Source organism: Flavivirga rizhaonensis (assembly GCF_004791695.1).
In the GTDB taxonomy this organism is placed as follows: domain Bacteria; phylum Bacteroidota; class Bacteroidia; order Flavobacteriales; family Flavobacteriaceae; genus Flavivirga; species Flavivirga rizhaonensis.
In genome coordinates this window covers 27375-49156 of record NZ_SRSO01000010.1, presented here as the reverse complement: position 1 = coordinate 49156, position 21782 = coordinate 27375, and the positions used below count along the sequence as shown (strand labels likewise).

Below are 21782 nucleotides of genomic sequence, written 5' to 3'. Positions count from 1 at the left end.
CTATGAAACCAGAAACCCTAAACTTCTTTGACAAAGTTTACGAAGTTGCTAAACTAATACCCTATGGCAGAGTTACAAGTTATGGAGCCATTGCTAACTATTTAGGAGCAGCGAGAAGTGCTCGTATGGTTGGTTATGCTATGAATGGCTCAGGAGGCAAAGATGTACCTGCACACCGCGTTGTAAACAGAAAAGGCTTATTAACAGGTAAGCATCACTTTGATGGAACAAACCTGATGCAACAATTACTGGAAAGCGAAGGAATTGAGGTGATAGAAAACCAAATTCAGAATTTGGAAAAGGTGTTTTGGGACCCTTCAAAAGAATTGTAATTATTTCCTAATTTGTCAAAAATTTACAAATAATTACATATTAGTATCTCTATAAATAAACCGAATATCCATATAAATCATTTCAATAAAATGGCTTTAAAGTCTAAACAATTCACTGTATATTTGCATATTAGAATTAATCTAAATAAGGAATGAAGCTTAATAAACAAGATATATTAAAAGCATTAGAATCTATTACCGTACCAGGAGAAGGACAAAATATGGTTGAAAGTGGTGCTGTGAAAAATGTGATTACTTTTGGAGATGAAGTTATTGTAGATATTACCATTAAAAACCCTAGTTTACAAGCTAAAAAACGTACTGAGGTAGATATTTTAAAAATAATTCATGAGCAGGTTTACGAGAAAGCTAAAATTACAGTGAATGTAAAAGTAGAAGCTCCTGCAAAACCAAAAGCTAATGTTATTAAAGGAAATCCTATTCCAGGTATTCAAAATATTGTAGCTGTAGCATCAGGTAAAGGTGGTGTCGGCAAGTCTACGGTTACTGCAAATTTAGCAGTTACTTTAGCAAAAATGGGCTTTAAGGTAGGTGTTTTAGATGCCGATATTTATGGTCCATCCATCCCTATTATGTTTGATGTAGAAGCAGAAAAGCCTTTAGCAGTTAATATTGGTGGGAAATCTAAAATGAAACCAATAGAGAATTATGGTGTTAAAGTATTATCTATTGGGTTTTTTACACAACCAAACCAAGCAGTAGTTTGGAGAGGGCCAATGGCAGCTAAAGCATTAAATCAAATGATTTTTGATGCCCATTGGGGAGAATTAGACTTTTTACTTTTGGATTTACCTCCAGGAACAGGCGATATTCATTTGAGTATCATGCAATCGTTGCCAATTACAGGAGCTGTGGTTGTTAGTACGCCACAAAATGTGGCATTGGCAGATGCTAAAAAAGGGGTTGCTATGTTTCAACAAGAGAGTATAAATGTGCCTGTTTTAGGAATTATAGAAAATATGGCTTACTTTACACCTGATGAATTGCCAGATAATAAATATTATATCTTCGGAAAAGAAGGCGCCAAAAATTTATCTGAAGATTTAGAAGTGCCATTTTTAGGAGAGCTACCTTTGGTGCAAAGTATTAGAGAAGCAGGTGATGTTGGTCGTCCAGCAGCTTTACAAACTGCTACAGCATTAGAGCAAGCTTTTGAAAAACTAACTCAAAATGTAGTGCAGGAAGTTGTAAGACGAAATGATGACTTACCTCCCACAGAAGCAATTAAAATTACAACAATGGCTGGGTGTTCAGCAGTTAAAAAATAACAGATGACTTCAGAAGAACTTAAAGTAAATGTTGAAAAAGCTTTGGATGAGATTCGTCCGTTTTTACAAAGCGATGGTGGAGATATTTCTTTGCTATCCATAGAAAACGACAACTTAGTCAAAGTGCAACTAAAAGGAGCTTGCGTTGGTTGTAGCGTCAATCAAATGACCTTAAAATCGGGTGTAGAAATGACTATTAAAAAGTATGCACCTCAAATAGAACAGGTTGTTAATATTGAAATTTAATTTACTTTTTTAAATTCCTACTAAAATAATAGAGAAACTTGTCTCTAAATAATTCAGAAAGTTTAAATTTGCGGCACGAATTGTGAAATGCTTTTAACCAAAAGTGTAAAAACTTAACAATGGAAGACATTAATATAAAAATAACAGATAGAGATGGTGTAACTCATAATATTGTTGCGCCAACAGATATGGCAATGAATCTTATGGAAGTGGTAAGGTCTTATGAATTGGCTCCCGAAGGCACTATTGGTGTTTGTGGAGGTATGGTCATGTGTGCATCCTGTCAGTGTTATGTATTAAGCGAAACAGAATTGCCGGAAATGAGTGACGATGAAGAAGCCATGCTTTCTGAAGCTTTTGATGTTAAAGACAATAGCCGTTTAGGATGTCAGATTCAAATGACTCCAGACATGGAAGGTCTTGAGGTAGAGTTGGCACCAGAGAGTTAACATATTTCTGCGACTTGTGCTGAACTTGTTTCAGTAAGGTAGGAATCTCATAAATCACAACTAAAAACATTAAATATTTGGACGTTACCCCTGTTGGAACCAGGTTTTCCATTACAATCCCTAACGCAAACAGTTCCCATCTAACACTGCCAAAAGTATAATCACCACCAAACTAAAAATATTTTTTTCAATGCACCGTTTTTCAATTTCACCCAGCATAAAGGAGAAAATTGCTGTTCAAAATAGTCTTTAGCGACGACTTCAAATTCATTGAAATTCAACCACTTTACATTTGTGTGTGGAATTATTAACCAATCTTTCTTTTTTGGGATATAAAATTTGCAATCATTAAACTGGTCTAATTTATTTTTGTTGATATAGAAACCGGAAATACAATCGTTATTCAGTGTTTTAAGTTGAATATCTTGATTTGAAATTGGAACAAACAATTGTGCTTTAAAATAGACCTGTTGGGCAATGTCTTCCGATTTTAAATTAAGAGCCTTTAAGTAGTTTCTGCAGGTATTAGAATGTAAAAGAGGTAATTGTTTATCTTTCAGTTTAGTGATTTTTTCTTTTAAAGAATCCTTTCTGTTTGGACCAATAAAATGTTCAATTTCTGTTTTTCCAATGGAGGTATCATATACATAGAATTTATAAACAACCTCTAAATGAATGGGTTTGTTGTTTTTAAGCAATAAACAATCTAACTCTCCTAAAGTTATTTTATTATCTTGAATTTGTATGTTTTCAGCTAAAATAGAAATGTTCTTATGCTGTTCTAATTCAAAAGAAACAAATCGTTCCACGTATTTCCCCAAGCATAGTTTTTCATCAATATTAATATCGATTTTATTAGATTTAGAAGTGATTTTAAACGAATTTAAGTTAGAAAGGATATCACCTTTCCATAAAAAAGGCGTGTTTAAAAAGCCTTCATATCGTTTTTGAATCATTTGTGTTAAATGGTAGAATTATTATTCAGTTTTATAATCAATTAACTTCCTAGGACCTTCAAGCAATACCCTTACAATTTGCAGTGTGCCATCATCTTTGGTTGCAATTTGCCATTTGATTAATGAGATTTCACCGTTTTCAATTTCAATACCGGTAATGCTTCGTGGGTGCACACAGCTCCCATCATTAAAAAAAGCAATATCTCCTGGTTCAGGAAAACGAGGCCTGTGTGTATGGCCTACAATAGTTAACAAATTATTGTTTTCGCTAATCCATTTTTTAGTTCTACGTTCTACTTTAATAAGTTCTTTATAGTTTTTAGCTGGGCTTGTAGGATCTGCTATACCCATAACATTTAAGGGCTTCCAAAGAATACGCACCATAAATCGGCTCCATTTCCAAAATAAAAAGTTCCACCAATCAGCCTGATGTCCATGGGTTAAAAATAATTCTTGTTCAGTTTCAGAATGTTTTAAAACAATGGCTTCGTTGTATGTAATATCCCCAAAAAGTTCTACGTCTTCCCCAACTTTAGGATCAAAATAAGTAGATAAATGTTTTTTTACGTAATTAGGATTTCTGTAAACCATATCGTGGTTTCCCCAAATCATGTGTAGTTTATGTTCCTTATTGAATTGCTTCATAAGCATAAACACATTTTTATGGGCATTTAAAATAGAAGTGAAAGAAATGTTTTCCCAAAGCTCGTCACCGTCTCCTAATTCGCAATATTGAAAACCTTCTTTATAATAATGCTTTAAAGCATGAAAGTAAATATTTCTATTGTTAGCAAAATCATCAGCAAAACTATTATCTCCCCTATGGCAATCGCTAAAGAGAATGAATTTACTGTCGTCATTAAAATCTATGATTTTGGCGTTTTTATAAGCGTGGTCTAATCGTTTTTTTGATGAAAACATGAAGTAAAAGTAAACAAAAAAGCGTTTCATACAGAAACGCTTTTTAAAATCATATAATTTTGAAATGACTCTATGCTATCATTCTGCTAGTCCAATTATAATTATGGATTTGTAGACCATAAAGCTGCACTTTTAAGCATTGCTCTTCTTGGAAGTTTTAAACCTGCAAGTATTAGTTCTGCAAAATCTTCTGGTTGTAGAACACTATCCTGAGAACCCTTGTTTGCAATACCCAATTCAATCGCCATATCAGATTCTATAGTACTTGGTGTTAATGTACAAACTCTAATGTTGTTTTTACGAACTTCCTTCATCAAGGATTCGGACATTCCTATAACAGCGAATTTTGATGCAGAATAGGCAGATATGTTTGCATTTCCATTTAATCCTGCTGTAGAAGAAACATTAATAATATCACCGGCATTCTTATTAAGCAAGTATGGTAAAACTTCTTTTGTCACATAATACATCCCCATAACATTGGTTTGAATGATTTGACTCCATTGGTTAACTTCCATATCATTAAAAGATCCAACAGCTGCAATTCCAGCATTATTTACTAAAATATCGACAGAACCTAAAGTATCTAAAATACTTTTAATACTGTTTTTGACTTCGTCATAATTGCCAACATCGAATACCGAATACATAGCCTTAACACCAAAAGCCTCTAATTCAGAAACAGTTTCTTTTAATATTTTTTCATTTCTGCCTGTTATGGCAATATCAATGCCTTCCTTGGCAAAGGCTAATGCTGTTGCTTTTCCTAGTCCTCTGCCACCGCCAGTTATGATTGCTTTTTTGTTTTTTAAATGACTCATTTTTTATCTTTTAGAATACTTATTCACAGAAAAATCATTATTATTTTGTCCAGTAATCTAGCACCAAAACGTCATCAATGATAGGGCCAATTTTACTTACCAAATCTAAATGCGCTTTATGAAATAGGTAAATTTCTCTGGCATGCTCATCATTAAAAGTTAATGTGAAGCAATGTGTTAAACCTTTGCTATGACCTTCAGTACTATCATTTATTCCCCACTCAAAACCAGCTATTTCAGGAATTTTATTTTTAAGATTTTCAAAAGCTTTAACTGCATCATTGATTTGTTTTTCGGTGGCATCATCTTTATATTTTAGATTTACCATGTGTCTTAAAACTTTTCCTTCTCTATTGATTTTAGGAGCAATCTTGTAGGTTGCTATCTTTTTTATAAACCTAAAAGACCCAGCAATTAAGAAGTTGTCTTTGCCTATTTTGTGAGACCTCAATCCGTAATAAATGGGAAAACCAGTTTCTAAATAGTTTATAGGACTAAGGATACCATCTTCATTTAACTTTAGTAGTTGAATACTAGCATCTTCTCTTGTGCCAACTGCTAATACAGCTTCATTGTTGTCTGTTGAAATAACTTCAATTCTTGTTTGTCCTTGTAGTTTTGTGGTTTCATCATCTTTTAAAATAAAGTGAGGGATCAATGCGCCTTTTTTATTCACCTTAAAAATACTGACACCATCTCCATGATAAACAAAGTCTGTCTTTTTTATAAACCCATTTCTTTTATAATATTTGTGATGCCTGTGACCAACAATAACATAATGATTTTCACCTAATCTCACTCCGGTCACCGGATATGCACCAGTTAAGTACCTGTCTTTCACGTTGTCACTGATATTGTTAATATTTTTAAATGTACCATTTTCATAAACTCTAAAACTACTTACACCATTATCATGAAATCCGCCAGTATATAAAAAGGTTTTTCCGTTGATTTTGTGGGTGTACATACCTATAATACCATCGGTATGAATGGTTTCGTCATCTTTCATTGACTGCACGTGGGTTAGTTTACCATCGTCTTCAATTTTAAAACAGCTTAACCCTGGTGTTTCTTCTAGACCGCCAACAAAGAGATATGATGATTTTTTCATGTGAACAACCTGTAAAGTAATAGCTTCGCCAATGTGAGTTTGATCAGTGTCTTCCTCTAAAGAAACACGTTCAAGGGATCCGTTGTTTAAAATTTTAAAGGTTTCAATGACATTCCCATGCTTGTTAGCAACAAATAGAAAGTCTGTACCGTTAATATTATCTGCAACCATGCCCCTTGCTGGTCCTTTTTTCTTATGAAGTTCATGGTTGCTTATTGGGTTAAGCATGCCTTCTTTATCTAAGCTGTAGACGTCTATATTGCCTGCTCCACCACCACCAGCAAAAACGAAATGAGAACCGTCTTTTTCATAACTTGTAATAGTAACAGCATTATTATTTTTAGATAGATTTTTGAAGTCTTTTCTATAGAGCATCAATTCATCCGAAACTTGGGCTAAACAAATTTGTGATAAAAGCAATATTATTACAAGAATTCCTTTTTTTATATTATCCATAATTTTAGTTTTTCTAGTTTAATTAATCTATAATTGCTTTTGCTCCCGTAATAGCGATAGCTCTATCTTGTTCTATGGTACCACCACTTACACCTATAGCGCCAATAATTTTACCTTCTTTATTTTTAATTGGGATACCACCAGGGAAAGTTATTAATCCGCCATTAGAATGTTCTATATTGTAAATTATGCCTCCAGGTTGTGTTAATTCTCCAAGTTTTCCAGTGTCAATGTTAAAATACCTTGCTGTTTTTGCTTTTTTAATAGCAACATCTATACTTCCTAAAAAAGACTCATCCATTCTTATAAATGCTTTTAAATTAGCGCCAGCGTCAACTACTGCTATATTTACTAAAACATCTGTTTCTTCTGCTTCTTTTTTTGCTTCTAATATGATTTTTAGTGCTTCTTCATGTGTAATATCGTTTGATATTTGAGCATGAGCAGAAAAAGTTTTTAAAGCTAATAGAAAAACTAGTGCTGCTATAATATTTAATTGTGCTTTTGCTTTTTTCATTTAAGATTTATGTTTTTATGGATACAAATTTCTTAAATGAGAATGATAAAAGAGTTGAACAAGTTCAACTATGCAAAAAACTATTTACTCTTTTTTATGTAGTTTTTTAATTTTACTCAAAAATTCATGAGTAATACCTAGATAGCTAGATATTTTTTTATCGGTTAGTTTATACGCGATTTCAGGATAGGTTTCTATAAAATGGAGATAGCGTTCTTTAGCTGTTAGGGTATGATTACGTATTAGTCTCCTTTGCCATGCCACTAAAGCTTTTTGAGACATGATTCGAAATAATTTGTCTATTGTAGGCAGTTGATTATATAGGACTGTTTTATCTGATCTACTAATTAAAAGTACTTTACTGTCTTCTAATGCTTGTATATTGAGATCAGATGGTATTTGATTCATAAAACTATCTATATCCATTAGCCACCAATCTTTTGAAGCAAAATAGAGGGTGCTTTCATTCCCTTTTTTATCAATAGTAAAAATTCTAAAACAACCTTCTAATACAAAGCCTTCAAATTTACAGATACTTCCCTGAGTTAATAAAAAATCTCTTTTTTGTATAACTTTAGGTTTAAAATAACTACAAATAATATCTAATTCTGTATTAGAAAACTGTAAATGTTTTTCTATATTTTGTACTAGTAAATCGTGAAGCATTACTTTTAAGAATGTTATAGATTATTTACTAATTCAATATAAGAAATTTGTTTTAACTAGAAACCTTTATTAGTGAAACGCATATTGCATTCCAAACGTTAAATTGTAATTCTGTTTTAATTGAATACCATTTAAATCCTGATAAAGTGGCGTTGTACATTCTACGGCAAAACGTAAGCCTTTTAAGCCGTCGTTGATAATTAAATAATTAAGTCCAAAACCTGAGTTAATGAAAGTTGGAGTTAGCGGTATCTGCAGTTGTAACCATCATAGGAGTTAATGCAGGACTTTGTCCGTCAATTTCATCAACAAGAACACCTTCGTCTAATATAAATACGTAAGGATTTAGACTCGTTTCTTTGCTGTTTTTCAAATTCTTTTGCTAAATGACATTTACCGTTACATTGAAGCTCTGGTTTATCTTTATTAATACATAAAACTCAGCAATATAATCTTGATTTAATACGTACTCAACATAAGGTTGAATAGGCCGTAGCATGGCAACCGTATATAGTAAAACAAAAAATATAGCTGTTAGTTTACTCAAAGACTAATTTTTGGCAAATATATGATTAGATACCAAATTGAACTAAAAAAAAGAGGCTGTCTAAAAAGTAAGTTTTTAGTTTAAATGTCACATTGAGCGCAGTCGAAATGCTTTAGTTTTCAAAACATTATAACTTCGACTGCGCTCAGTTTGACAATAATTAATTACTTTTTAGACAGCCTCTTTTAAAAAGGTTGTTTTAAAGAATTATTTTACTTTCTGAATAAAGGATCAGCTCCAATAGTGCCGATTAAACTGTCTAAATATGAATCGGATTTAACATTATTATATGACTGTTTTACAGATTCTAAACGACCTTTAATATTCATTTCAGAAACTAAGACGCTATTATCTGGATTTGCAATGAAATCTTCTAAATAAGCGATTTGAGAATCATAAAAACGGATATCTTTTTGTTGTTTTAATACCAATCGTTCTTTATACCAATTACTATTTAAAACATAATCTCTATCAAAGAATTTTCTTAATTCCGGATCATTTATCTGTTTGCCTTCATAAGTGCCGTAAGCCATAATATGCAATAGGATTTTAAGTGGTGGTATCGCTGCATCAACGCTTCCATCTTCAAAGTAATTTAATGCTACTTTTTGCTGAGCTTCAACAATATTTTTAATACCGTCTACATAATCTTCTAAACCTTGTCTTTCTGGTTTTAACATTCTTTCGTTAAAAACAGCTGTTGGTTCATCGAATATACGATTTAAGCATCTTAATGAGAATGTTTTGGTAATTCTATACCCTAAACGGCTGGCTAAAATAGTTTCACCGTTATAATCGAAATCTTCAAGCTTTTCTAACGACCCATTTGCGATAAGGTGTTTAGGGTCTCTGTCTTCTGGTTCCAGTCTGGCCCAAATTTCAGGGATTAATAAACTTATATCATGATCTACTTTATTTTCAGCACCAACATAGCCGGCAGCTGTACTAAATCCATTAGATTCTGTTAAAATGTGTGATAATAAAGCATTGTTTAAATCGCTTGTTGGCGTTAACATATTAAATGGTGCTTTTGTTAAAGCACCTTCAGACCCTGCTCCTGTTGTAGATGGTGATTTACCTGTTAAGCTACAAACAAAATCCATGAATAACTCTGGTGTTTCCTGATAGTGAATTGGGTTATAAACGGCCAACGGACGTATACCTGCTTTTTTATCTACCGGATTATTTCTTCTACCTGGTAATACCGAATTCACCACATGAATTACCGGGTCTTCTGGTTTTATCTTTCTAAAAAGACGCACGCCAATATCTGCCAGATATGTTGCTTCAGTTTCTTCAACAAATCTATTTGGCTCTAAATAACGAGGGTTTTTTGTTGGTCCATCACTTATAATTCTTGTATGTGAAGGCAATACAAACAATTCTTCCTCATTTGAACTGTTTACAATATCTAAAATAAAGTCTTTAACAGGTTGTGTATATTTATCAAAATTAATGGTGTCCTCATAAATTGCTATCGCATCTTTTTTCTTTAACAATTCATAGTTTGTTAAGAATCGACCATCTGAAACAATATCCAACTCAGCATTTTTATCGTAACCTCTAACTACAGCTTCATCAGGTCTTTGGAATAAATGAGCTTCACAGTTGGTAAGTACTTTAACACTTTTGTTATCAAATTCTGGATTTAAGTTTTTAAACAGATGTCTAGGCAATGTTATTGATGCTGAAATATCATCTTCAGTCTGAATTTTTTCACTTGGAGAGAAATCAGATCTTAGTTTATTTAGCATCCAATTTCCTTTTTGGTTGAAACCAATACGCACATAACTACCTACAACTGGAGTGTTGTTATGTAAAAGGCCTGTGCCTTTTTCTCCGTTAATAATTTCTACAGACATGTAATCTTTCCAGTTTAGAACACCATGAGCTTGTCTGTATAATCGTTTAACAAATAAAACCAAAGAACGGATATGTACTGGGATATTCTCTAAAAATTCATTGAATTCATCTGAGTTTTCTTCAGAAGGGATGAGTAATTTAACGGCAGAACTTAAGGTTCTTTCTTCGCTTAAGAAAGGTCTTGATTTAGGTCTTTTAGGGTCTTTAATTTTCCATCGTGTAGAATAATCAAATTCTATAATCTCATCGGCTTTTTTAAAATCTTCATCTATATTATGAATGTTGAATGGGCTATATGTGATAGCATTTTGCATAGATTTTGAAATCTCAGATTTACCTCCACCAGATACTGTACAAGGTTTATGACAGAAAACGCCTTCTGCAAATGTGTCTACAATTCGCCATAAATCGATTGACTTATGTTTTTCTAATCTAAATTTATTTCCAGTTGGGTGTACATAGGTTTTATTAGGGGATAGTATTAATTTTTGTTTTTCATTATTATGCGTCCATGTAATACTATTTGTGTTGATATTCACATACGAAAATTCAGGAATGTAAATAATGTTAGGATATTTCTTATCGATTGCGTAATTCTCTGGCTGAACATCTATTCTATCGGCTAATAATTTTTTTACATCTTCAAAGTTGTAACGGAAATCATGATATTCGGAATAATCTTTACCGTCTAAAGTGTCACCCATGACTCTTCTTGCAAACGCTATAGCACCCCCTGCGTGTTCTTCTTCAAGTATACCAAATAAATTTGCAGAGTAACTTATTTGTGTTTTGATTTCTTTTTTTGAGTAACCATAATAATTATCTGCAATAAGAGTAATTACAACACCTCTATCATCTCTACAAGTAATTTTAAAAGCGCCTCCGTCGTTATAAAGTTCATTCTCATCTTTCCAGCACATACCATCTTTTCTTTGACGCTCTGTGGCATCATCAAAATGAGGTAATCCAACATCTTTTTTCTTTAAAGTTTTTAATTGTGGTGCTAAAATAATACAGCCTGTATGACCTGTCCAATGCTCAGTATCTAATGCTGCATCATTATGTACTAAATTAGGATCTCCAGCGTTTCCAAAAATAGATTCTACAAAGTCAAGATTACTCACCAAAGTACCAGGAACAAAAAAGCGAACTTCTAATGATTTTTTAGCAATAATTCCTGGAACCTCAGGACAAACAGTTGGTCTTAATAACATAGAAACCATTGTTTTTGCTTGATCTTCCTGGTTAGAAGTAAAAGGAAGTATTTTTAAATCATCAGATGGATTAAAAGCAGCATGTAAAAAATGTGCAAATGCAATTTTAGGAACTTCTTTTTTGTCAAGAGGAACAGGTAAATCTCCTTCTACAATATGAAAGGTGCCTTTTGTAGTTCTTTTATCATGTAATGGGTTATTTAAAATACCTTGTTTTACACGATTTGATGTTACCAAATCACTTTTAAAAGAATTTCCATCTGGAGGTAAACTAACCTCTCGGGCTTGTCCTTTTTTTGATAAAACCAATGTGTTATTTGGTAGTTTTAACGATTTGTTTATTGAAACATCTTTTAAATAATCGTCAATAAAATTTTGAATCCTAGAGTCTGCTGGTGCCTGATGGTCTGCCAATAATCTTGATTTCTCTCTCAGACTCATTATAAGAGCTCTGGTAGATTTTTCAAATTTTGGATCTAAAAATTTATCAGCACTTTCTGGCTTATCTTTAAAAGTTGGTTGTCCTAATGAAGCTAACTGTAAGTTAATAAACTGAATGATGTCTTGTCTTGATTCTCGCATAGTTTTAAAAGTTAGAATATAGTATTCAAATTCACGGACAAAGTTAAAATGAGAATGATATTAAAAACATGTCAAAAGTCAGTATTCCAATAATTTTATAAGAAAACGTTTTCGTAAAATATATTAAGACAAAAAGCTATGATTATTTGAAAGCATTTAGCCCAGTAATATCTAAACCAGTAATAAGTAAATGTATATCGTGTGTACCTTCATAAGTAATGACACTCTCCAGATTCATAGAATGGCGCATAATGCTGTATTCTCCTGTAATACCCATACCGCCAAGTATTTGTCTGGCTTCTCGAGCAATGTTAATAGCCATGTCTACGTTATTACGTTTTGCCATAGATATTTGTGCAGATGTTGCTTTACTGTCATTACGTAAAACACCAAGTCTCCAGGTTAGCAATTGTGCCTTGGTAATTTCAGTAATCATTTCTGCTAATTTTTTTTGTTGTAATTGAAACTGACCAATAGGCTTTCCAAATTGCATACGTTCTTTACTGTATCGAAGTGCCGTATCATAGCAATCCATAGCAGCTCCAATAGCGCCCCATGCAATACCATAACGAGCAGAGTCTAGACAGCCAAGAGGAGCGCCTAATCCAGATTTATTAGGGAGTAAGTTTTCTTTTGGTACTTTAACATTATCAAAAATAAGTTCCCCAGTTGCCGAAGCGCGCAGTGACCATTTATTATGAGTTTCTGGGGTTGTAAACCCTTCCATGCCACGTTCAACAATTAAACCATGAATACGCCCTTCTTCGTTTTTTGCCCATACAACTGCGACTTGAGCAAATGGTGCATTACTAATCCACATTTTGGCACCATTTAAAAGATAGTGGTCTCCCATATCTTTAAAATTTGTAACCATACCACTAGGGTTGCTTCCGTGGTCAGGTTCTGTTAAACCAAAACAACCTATCCATTCACCACTGGCTAATTTTGGTAAATATTTTTGGCGTTGTTCCTCATTCCCATATTTCCAGATAGGATACATAACTAATGAAGACTGAACAGAAGCTGTACTTCTAACGCCAGAGTCACCACGTTCTATTTCTTGCATGATTAAGCCATAAGAAATTTGATCTAATCCTGCACCACCATATTCCATTGGGATATAAGGACCAAAAGCACCAATTTCTGCTAATCCGTTAATGATTTGTATTGGGAATTCTGCTTTTTGTGCGTACTCTTCAATAATTGGAGAAACCTCACGTTTTACCCATTCACGAGCAGCATCTCGTACTAATTTATGTTCATCTGTTAGTAACTCATCAAGGTTGTAATAATCGGGAGCTTCGAATAAGTCTGGTCGCATAAAGACTGAATTTAAGTATATTTAAAATCAAATTATTAATAAAAATGCTGTTTTTTTAATAATTCAACATTTTTAGAGCTCAAATTTAATTAATTCATATCGATTCGATTACATTTTTAGGTAAAAATCTTTGGTAAGATTTATGTAATTCTCAGTATATTGATGTCTTGAAGATTCAATAATTAAACTGTCGATTTTTAGATCGCTCTTAGAGAAAGAAAATTCGATTAAACTTCGTTTAATTTCGGAAGTTGGAGTTCCTTTTATGTGTAGTGTTTTGTTTGGAATGAGATTGAATTTTGAAGCTAAATGAACTAGTTTGTCTTCTTCTTTAAATGGAATGATTACTGAAAAAATACCGGATTCTGATAATAATTTTGAGACACTTTCAATTAAATGATCAAATGGCATGGCGTCTTGAAATCTTGCTATATCACGTTGTTTATTCTCTGTTTTATAGTCTTCAGAATAAAAAGGAGGGTTGGAAATGATGAGATCGTATTTATCGTCTATCTCATTAACAAATTCTTCAAGTGCAGCATGATAACAAAATAATCTGTCTCCCCAAGGCGATTGTTCAAAATTATCAACACATTCTTCATAAGCATCGTCATCAATTTCTATGGCATCAATAACTTTTGCATGACTTCGTTGTGCTAACATGAGTGATAAAATACCAGTGCCAGCTCCAATATCTAATATCGAAAATGGATTGCCTTTAACGGATGTCCAGGCACCTAGTAAAACACTATCGGTACCAATTTTCATGGCACATTGTTCTTGGTTTACTGAAAATTGTTTAAAAACAAAGGGTTTTTTAGACATGACATTATGTTTGAAGTTTAAGACAATAGTATAAAATAAAAAGATGTTATGAATCAAAAATCATAAAAGTATATTAAAATTAATATTAAAGATATCCGTTTGTTTTATAGCTAACGTATATAAAAAAAACAGCGGCTTAATTGAAGAAAATGAAAAAAGAAAATAAAATTTTAGTGAAGTTGAATGACATCTTTTTAATGAATAAAGTTATTGAAAAAACCTATATAAAAACATACGAAAAAGTTTCTGATATAAATATAAAAGCCTTGTTAAAAGAAAAAAGTTTAGAACGATATAATTTTAGTGAAATATTGCAAAATGAAATTAAAAAGTTAGGTGCGGATGTTGAAGAGTCAATAATGTCAAAAAGACGATACCATTTTTATATGAGAAGTTTTAGCAATTTATTACAACTAGAGGATAATATTGGTTTGCTAAATGCTGTTTATAAAATTGAGCTATTATGTATAGAAAAATATAATGAATTGCTTCAGGAAATTAATTTGTCTTTATCACTTTGCAGATTATTGGTGAAGCAACGAGATCATATTCAATACGGATTACGTTTAATAAAAAAAGAATTGGATTTTGTTGATTAATTTTTTAAATATCAAGTCTTTACAAATACAAGTCGATTAGCCCTTCTGGTGTTTCAACCAAAATAGTTTTATTATCTCTATCCACCTTTACTATAAACTCGTCATTCATAGGAATTAAAATTTCAATACCATTTCTATCTATTTCAAAAAGTGATTGTGCAGTCGAATCGTTTATAGCTTTTATGGTTCCTACTTTTCCGTAATTGACATCTTCTATATTAAAGCCAATGACTTCATGAAAATAGAATTTATTTCCTTCTAGTTTAGGGAGTAAATCGAGAGGCAAATACAAATCACTTTTCATTATTGCGTCTGCATCAGCTTCTTCATCAACATCTTCAAATTTAATACGTAATAATTCTGATTTATGAAGTTGTGAGCGTTCAATAAAAAACGGAATCAGATTATTTTTTAAGTTCAAAAAAATAGCATCTAGGTTTTCGTAAAGTTCAGGCTGATCTGTGTCAAGTTTAGCTAAAACCTCACCTTTAAAACTATATTTTTTAACAATTTTACCTAAGTAAAAACAATCTTCTTTTTGCATTGACAAATAATTTTTTTGTCATTCCCGCAAAGGCGGGAATCTCTTTAAAGTGTACCTCAAAGCTTATGAAATTCCCACCTTCGTGGGAATTATTTAATCAAACTTGTACAAGTTTGATTAAATAAAAAAACTCCGATAAAAAATATCGGAGTTTAAAAGTATAAAAAAATATTTTTTTACTCTTCTTCATTTGAAGCTTCTGCTTCAGCAGCAGGAGTTTCATCTTCAGCAACCTCCTCTTCAACAACAGGAGCAGCTGCAGCAATACGAGCTTCATTAGCCGCTTTTTCAGCTTCAAGAGCTTTTGCTTTTGCTTCTTCCTCAGCTTTAGCTAAACTGTCAACTTTTGCACCAACTTTACTTTCTTTTTCTTCTACCCAAGTAGTAAACTTAGCTTCTGCTTGCTCTTCAGTTAAAGCACCTTTTCTAACACCACCTGCAAGATGATTTTTTAGTAAAGCACCTTTGTGAGATAAAATAGCTTTGGCTGTATCGGTTGGTTGTGCACCGTTCTGTAACCATTGTACCGCACCGTCGATGTTTAATTCGATAGTTGCTGGGTTTGTGTTTGGATTGTAAGCGCCTAATTTTTCTAGGTATTTACCATCTCTTTTTGAACGTGCATCTGCTGCTACGATCCAGTAGTAAGGCTTTCCTTTTTTACCGTGTCTTTGTAATCTAATCTTTACTGGCATAATAATTAATTATTTGAGGTTCTCGACCTCGGTTATTAATGAGGGCGCAAAGATACTATATTTTTTAATTATCAACACCTTATTTTGTTTAGAAATTTTAAAATAATAAACAAACTGGAGCAGGTAAATCTGTTGCGTGTAAAAAAGTAAGTTTTCCGGATTCGTTATCTATCTTAAATACACTAATATTGTTACTCTTTTTATTTGCTGCTAAAAGGAATTTACCCGTTGGGTCCAACGAGAAATTTCGAGGCCAATCCCCATGAACACTCATGTTTTGAATTTTATCTAAAGTACCGTTTTTAGTATTACGTTTAAAAACAGCAATGGAGTTTTCACCTCGATTGGAGCCATATAGAAAACGGCCGTCTTTAGATAAATGAATATCTGCACATTTGTTTTTGCCTTCATAATTTTCATCTAAAGTAGAATCGAAATCTATTTGCTTGAAGCCTTTTTTTGTTTTTTTAATTGAAGCAATAGAGCATCCGTACTCATTAATAACATATAAGAATTTACTTTTTTTGTCTAATGAAAAATGACGTGGTCCAGGATTCCCTTCCATTTTAACAATAGAAGGAGATTCTAGTTTATAACTATCGTCTGTTATTTTATAATGATAAATAGCATTTCTGCCTAAATCAGAAACAAACAAATCATCTTTAGAGAACTTAGCAGAATGTGCATGTGATTTTTCATTTGCCGAATTATGATTGAAAATTTGGGAAGCTTCTTTTAGGCTACCATCTTTATTGATAGGATAAATAGATACTGTACCTGCATTGTAATTAGAAACAACAATTTTATCCCCATTTTCATTTATCGAAATATGACAAGGTCCTTCACCATTACTGCTAACTCGTGTTAAAAGCAATAAAGTACCATCATTATTGATTTTATAAGATGATACATACCCGTCTTCACTTTGGTTTACAGAATAAAGATGTTTTTTGTCTGGAGAATAAGCTAAAAAGGAAGGGTTATCAATGTTTATAGCAAGTTGTTTGTTGTTTAAGCTTCCAGTTTCGGTATTGAATTCAAATTGGTAAATACCTTCGCTTTCCCCATTAGTGTAGGTGCCAACATATAATGGGATATTTTGAGCTTGAATATTTAGTAGTGTAAAAGCAAAACAGAATAATAATGATTTAAGTTTCATGTAAACAAGTATATATATGACTTTCAAAAATAATACAAATAAAATTAAGTGTTTTGTTTAAAACTGTTCATAACTTTCATTTTCATAAGTTATAATATTCTGTATTTTTATAAACTACGTTTAATAATTCTAAACGACTTAACACCAAATATCTAAATACAGATATGTACTTAATTTTCGATACAGAAACTACTGGATTGCCGAAACGTTGGGATGCGCCCATTACCGATACAGATAATTGGCCAAGGTGTATTCAGATTGCATGGCAATTACACGATGCTATGGGGAACTGTATCGATCATCAAGATTATTTGGTGCAACCCGAAGGTTTTAATATTCCTTATGATGCTGAGAAAATTCATGGGATTTCTACGGAATTAGCTCAAGAAGAAGGTATTCCATTAGCTGAAGTTCTGGAAAAATTTAATGATGCTTTAAGTAAAACTAAGTTTGTTGTTGGGCAAAATGTAAAGTTCGATTTAAATATTATGGGAGCCGAATTTGTTCGGGGTGATGTTTCGAACCCATTACAAGAATTGCCCGTTTTGGATACCTGTACAGAGCATACGGCAAGTTTATGTCAGATTCCTGGCGGACGAGGTGGTAAATTTAAACTACCAACACTTACCGAATTACACGAGTTTTTATTTAAGACTCCTTTTGCAGAAGCGCATAATGCGACAGCCGATGTAGAAGCAACGACGCGTTGCTTTTTTGAGTTGGTTCGTTTGGGCGAGTACACTAAAGAACAACTTGATGTAGAACCTGAGTATTTTCAGAATTTTAACAAAGCCAATCCAAAAGAAATTGAGCTTATAAAATTAAAGCACGTTAATCTTAAACAAGAAAGTGCTAAAATTCGAGAGCGTCTTCAAGGTCTTAAGCAAGAAACAGTTTCAACTGAAGATATTAAGAAGAATATATCTGATTTAGCAGATGTTGATTTTGTACACCTTCATAATCATTCACAGTTTTCTGTATTACAATCGACTATGAGTGTTGTCGATATAGTGGCTGCTGCTGCTGCTCATAATATGCCAGCTGTGGCGCTCACCGATCATGCAAATATGATGGGAGCGTTTCATTTTATAAATGCTGTTAACAAACAAAATAGTAGTATAAAGGCGAGTATAGCAGAAGCAGAGGAGAGAGGAGAGACTTCAGAAAAACAATTGATAAAACCAATCGTAGGATGTGAGTTTTTTGTCTGTGAAAATCATGAAGATAAATCAAGAAAAGATAATGGGTATCAGGTTATATTGATAGCTAAAAACAAAAACGGGTATCATAATCTTGCAAAACTATCTTCTCATGCCTTTGTTAATGGGTTTTACTATGTGCCTAGAATAGATAAAAAACTCATACAACAATATAAAGAAGACATTATAGTACTTACTGGTAACTTATATGGTGAAGTACCAAGTAAAGTTCTTAATATTGGTGAAAAACAAGCCGAAGAGGCATTGTTATGGTGGAAAAATGAGTTCGGAGATGATCTGTATGTAGAACTTATGCGACATAATCAGGAAGATGAAAATCGTGTAAATCCAACTTTGATAGCATTAGCGAAAAAGCATGATGTAAAATTGGTGGCAACAAATAATACATACTACCAGAAACAAGAGGATGCAAATGCACATGACATTTTACTATGTGTAAAAGATGGCGAAAAACAGGCCACGCCTATAGGTAGAGGAAGAGGTTATCGTTATGGATTACCTAACCAGGAATATTATTTTAAGTCTTCTGACGAAATGAAAGAATTGTTTCATGATCAACCAGAAGCCATTATAAATATTAGTGACTTAGTTGATAAAATTGAAGAATTCCAACTTGCAAGAGATGTCCTTTTACCTGCTTTTGATATCCCCGATGAGTTTAAGCACGAAGAAGATTTAGTTGATGGAGGAAAACGTGGTGAAAATGCCTATTTAAAGCATTTAACATTTGAAGGAGCTAAAAAACGTTATGGGGAACCACTCTCGGAAGAGGTCATTGAACGACTTGATTTCGAATTAAGTGTTATAGAAAATACAGGGTACCCTGGGTATTTCTTAATCGTAGAGGATTTTATTCGAGAGGCTCGAAACATGGACGTATCTGTAGGACCAGGTCGTGGGTCTGCTGCTGGATCGGTAGCCGCATATTGCTTGTGGATTACTAACATCGATCCTCTGAAGTATGATTTACTTTTTGAGCGTTTCTTGAATCCGGATCGTATTAGTATGCCGGATATTGATATCGATTTTGATGATGAAGGAAGAAGCCGGGTTATGGATTATGTGATTGATAAATATGGTGCTAATCAAGTAGCACAAATTATTACTTATGGTACTATGGCGGCTAAGTCGTCCATTCGAGATACAGCACGTGTGTTAGATTTACCTTTGTTTGACGCCGATAGAATTGCAAAGTTGATTCCTAATATGTCGAAGCTCAATAAAATTTTTGGGTTAGACGAAAAAGCACTGGCAAGTAAGTTCAGAGCAGAAGAATTAGAAAAGGTTAATGAGCTTTTAAATATTTCTGAAGGATCAGGTTTAGAAGCAGAGACTGTTAATACTGCAAGAGCTCTAGAAGGTTCTGTGAGAAATACAGGAATCCATGCCTGTGGGGTTATTATAACACCCGATGATATTACTAAGTTCGTACCTGTATCTGTAGCTAAAGATTCCGACTTGTACGTCACACAATTTGATAACTCGGTTGTTGAAGATGCTGGCTTATTAAAAATGGATTTCTTAGGGTTAAAGACACTGACTTTAATTAAAGATACTGTTAAAATTGTAAAAGCAAAACATAATATTTTACTAGATCCGGAATCCTTTCCTTTAGATGATGAAGAAACATATGCTTTATTCCAACGTGGAGAAACTGTAGGGGTGTTCCAATATGAATCTCCAGGAATGCAAAAACACCTTAGAGATTTAAAACCAACAGTGTTTGAAGATTTAATTGCCATGAACGCCTTGTATCGTCCGGGACCTATGGAATATATTCCAAGTTTCGTTAGAAGAAAACATGGTGATGAAGATATTAAGTACGATTTACCAGCAATGGAAGAGTATTTAAAAGAAACTTACGGTATTACAGTGTATCAAGAGCAAGTAATGCTTTTGTCTCAAAAATTAGCTGGATTTACAAAAGGTGAAGCCGATGTGTTACGTAAGGCGATGGGGAAAAAGCAAATTGCGGTACTGGATAAAATGAAACCGAAATTTGTTGAGCAGGCAAGTGCAAATGGACATGATGCTAAAGTGTTAGAAAAAGTCTGGAAAGATTGGGAAGCCTTTGCAAGTTATGCCTTTAACAAATCTCACTCCACCTGTTATGCATGGATAGCTTACCAGACTGCTTATTTAAAAGCACACTACCCAGCAGAATATATGGCTGCTGTATTATCCAATAACATGAATGATATAAAACAGGTTACGTTTTTTATGGAAGAATGTAAACGGATGAAATTGGATGTTTTGGGACCAGATGTTAACGAATCGTATTATAAATTTTCAGTGAATCAAGACAATGCAGTGCGTTTTGGTATGGGTGCTATTAAGGGTGTTGGTCATGGTGCAGTAATGACTATCGTAGAGAATAGAAAAGAAGATGGCCCATATAAATCTATTTTCGATTTAGCAAAACGAATCGATTTAAGAGCAGCCAATAAAAAGGCCTTTGAAAATTTAGCTTTAGCTGGAGGTTTTGATTGTTTTGGAGACACACACCGTGCTCAGTATTTTCATAAAGAAGGTGATGGAATTACTTTTTTAGAAAAAGCAGTCAAATATGGGAATAAACATCAGGAAAACGAGAACTCATCTCAAGTAAGTTTATTTGGAGCAACAAGTGATGTTCAGATAGCAGAACCAGAAGTACCACCATGTGAAGAGTGGGGAACTATGGAAAAATTAGCCCAAGAGCGTGAAGTTGTAGGTGTTTATATTTCTGGGCACCCATTAGACGATTTTAAAACTGAAATGAAAACCTTTTGTAATGGTGCCATTGCTATGTTTAATAATTTAGAACCTTATGTAAACAGAGAAATTGTTTTTGGCGGGGTTGTTACCGATGTACAACACCGTGTGAGTAAGCAAGGAAAAGGATGGGGAATGTTTACTGTTGAAGATTATACCGATAGTTTTGAGTTTAGGATTTTTGGTGAAGAATATTTAAAATTCAGGCACTTTTTAATGAAGAATAACTTTGTATTTGTAAAATCATTTATTCGAGAAGGTTGGGTTAATAAAGATACAGGAAAAAAGAGTGATCCAAGATTGCAATTTAATAGTTTTCAATTACTGCATGATGTCATGGAAAACTATGCTAAAAAACTTTCCATACAGCTTAATATTAAAGATTTACATGAAGAAAGTATTTTTCGCTTAAAAGAATTGTTACAAATGCATCCCGGAAACCAAGCGTTAAATTTTGTTGTGTACGATAATAAAGATAAAATAAAATTACAGATGCCTAGTAGAAGACAGAAAGTTAAAGTATCTCAAGAATTACTCAGTGAATTAGAAAGTCAGGATGTGATGTTTAAGTTAAATTAATAAATCCCTGAGAAGGCAGGGATCTCATGATTATGAAAAAAATAATATTCTATCATGTGATAACATTTTTAGTTTTAGAAATAATATTCTTTTTCTCTTCTGGAGAGTTAATAAAA

Annotated in this window: 19 protein-coding genes; 6 read left to right on the top strand and 13 right to left on the bottom strand. The window is 33.0% G+C overall.

The window, feature by feature from the left end; genetic code table 11:
* Window positions 1–2 precede the first annotated feature (2 nt).
* The 4 genes from EM932_RS08955 (at window position 3) to EM932_RS08940 (ending at window position 2316) form a co-directional block, all read left to right on the top strand.
* Window positions 3–332, top strand: coding sequence for an MGMT family protein (locus tag EM932_RS08955; protein ID WP_135876848.1), 330 nt, complete (start codon window positions 3–5; stop codon window positions 330–332).
* Window positions 333–484: 152 nt separating this feature from the next.
* Entirely contained in the window at window positions 485–1621 is a 1137-nt protein-coding gene (locus EM932_RS08950; RefSeq protein WP_135876847.1) for an Mrp/NBP35 family ATP-binding protein, read from the top strand.
* Window positions 1622–1624: 3 nt separating this feature from the next.
* A complete protein-coding gene (locus EM932_RS08945; protein WP_135876846.1) occupies window positions 1625–1867 on the top strand; it encodes a NifU family protein in 243 nt (80 codons plus the stop codon).
* 119 nt (window positions 1868–1986) lie between these two features.
* Window positions 1987–2316 carry a 2Fe-2S iron-sulfur cluster-binding family protein gene (locus tag EM932_RS08940; RefSeq protein ID WP_135876845.1) on the top strand — a complete coding sequence of 110 codons (330 nt, stop codon included), beginning with the start codon at window positions 1987–1989 and terminating at the stop codon, window positions 2314–2316.
* 161 nt (window positions 2317–2477) lie between these two features.
* Here the strand turns inward: EM932_RS08940 and EM932_RS08935 are convergent, their stop codons facing one another.
* The 10 genes from EM932_RS08935 to EM932_RS08895 form a co-directional block, all read right to left on the bottom strand.
* Window positions 2478–3272, bottom strand: coding sequence for a DUF1853 family protein (locus tag EM932_RS08935; protein ID WP_135876844.1), 795 nt, complete (start codon window positions 3270–3272; stop codon window positions 2478–2480).
* A 21-nt stretch (window positions 3273–3293) separates the two neighbouring features.
* Window positions 3294–4223 carry a metallophosphoesterase family protein gene (locus EM932_RS08930; protein ID WP_246040984.1) on the bottom strand — a complete coding sequence of 310 codons (930 nt, stop codon included), beginning with the start codon at window positions 4221–4223 and terminating at the stop codon, window positions 3294–3296.
* A 71-nt stretch (window positions 4224–4294) separates the two neighbouring features.
* Window positions 4295–5014, bottom strand: coding sequence for a 3-ketoacyl-ACP reductase (locus tag EM932_RS08925; RefSeq protein ID WP_135876843.1), 720 nt, complete (start codon window positions 5012–5014; stop codon window positions 4295–4297).
* Between the two features lie 40 nt (window positions 5015–5054).
* Complete coding sequence (locus EM932_RS08920; RefSeq protein ID WP_135876842.1) at window positions 5055–6581, bottom strand: Dabb family protein; 1527 nt, start codon at window positions 6579–6581, stop codon at window positions 5055–5057.
* Window positions 6582–6603: 22 nt separating this feature from the next.
* The gene (locus EM932_RS08915) at window positions 6604–7098 is read right to left on the bottom strand and encodes a GlcG/HbpS family heme-binding protein (RefSeq protein ID WP_135876841.1); all 495 of its coding nucleotides are present in this window, start codon (window positions 7096–7098) and stop codon (window positions 6604–6606) included.
* Window positions 7099–7182: 84 nt separating this feature from the next.
* Window positions 7183–7764, bottom strand: a complete 582-nt coding sequence (locus EM932_RS08910) for a Crp/Fnr family transcriptional regulator (RefSeq protein WP_135876840.1) — start codon at window positions 7762–7764, stop codon at window positions 7183–7185.
* A gap of 226 nt (window positions 7765–7990) precedes the next feature.
* Complete coding sequence (locus EM932_RS20870; protein ID WP_170179762.1) at window positions 7991–8137, bottom strand: hypothetical protein; 147 nt, start codon at window positions 8135–8137, stop codon at window positions 7991–7993.
* Window positions 8138–8523: 386 nt separating this feature from the next.
* Window positions 8524–11970 (bottom strand): hypothetical protein, encoded by a 3447-nt coding sequence (locus EM932_RS08905; RefSeq protein WP_135876839.1) that lies wholly within the window; start codon window positions 11968–11970, stop codon window positions 8524–8526.
* A 142-nt stretch (window positions 11971–12112) separates the two neighbouring features.
* Entirely contained in the window at window positions 12113–13291 is a 1179-nt protein-coding gene (locus EM932_RS08900; protein WP_135876838.1) for an acyl-CoA dehydrogenase family protein, read from the bottom strand.
* Window positions 13292–13399: 108 nt separating this feature from the next.
* Entirely contained in the window at window positions 13400–14116 is a 717-nt protein-coding gene (locus EM932_RS08895) for a tRNA1(Val) (adenine(37)-N6)-methyltransferase (protein WP_135876837.1), read from the bottom strand.
* Between the two features lie 149 nt (window positions 14117–14265).
* Here EM932_RS08895 and EM932_RS08890 point away from each other — a divergent pair, with 149 nt between their 5' ends.
* Entirely contained in the window at window positions 14266–14715 is a 450-nt protein-coding gene (locus tag EM932_RS08890) for a DUF2383 domain-containing protein (protein ID WP_135876836.1), read from the top strand.
* Between the two features lie 19 nt (window positions 14716–14734).
* Here EM932_RS08890 and rimM read toward each other — a convergent pair whose 3' ends face one another.
* The 3 genes from rimM to EM932_RS08875 form a co-directional block, all read right to left on the bottom strand.
* On the bottom strand, window positions 14735–15259 hold the full coding sequence (gene rimM, locus EM932_RS08885; protein ID WP_135876835.1) for a ribosome maturation factor RimM: 525 nt from the start codon (window positions 15257–15259) through the stop codon (window positions 14735–14737).
* 176 nt (window positions 15260–15435) lie between these two features.
* Window positions 15436–15954, bottom strand: coding sequence for a 30S ribosomal protein S16 (locus EM932_RS08880; RefSeq protein ID WP_135876834.1), 519 nt, complete (start codon window positions 15952–15954; stop codon window positions 15436–15438).
* Between the two features lie 97 nt (window positions 15955–16051).
* Window positions 16052–17113, bottom strand: coding sequence for a lactonase family protein (locus EM932_RS08875; RefSeq protein ID WP_135876833.1), 1062 nt, complete (start codon window positions 17111–17113; stop codon window positions 16052–16054).
* 164 nt (window positions 17114–17277) lie between these two features.
* Here EM932_RS08875 and dnaE point away from each other — a divergent pair, with 164 nt between their 5' ends.
* Window positions 17278–21666: a DNA polymerase III subunit alpha gene (gene dnaE, locus EM932_RS08870; RefSeq protein WP_135876832.1), complete on the top strand. Its 4389-nt coding sequence runs from the start codon at window positions 17278–17280 to the stop codon at window positions 21664–21666.
* The last annotated feature ends 116 nt before the right edge of the window (window positions 21667–21782 follow it).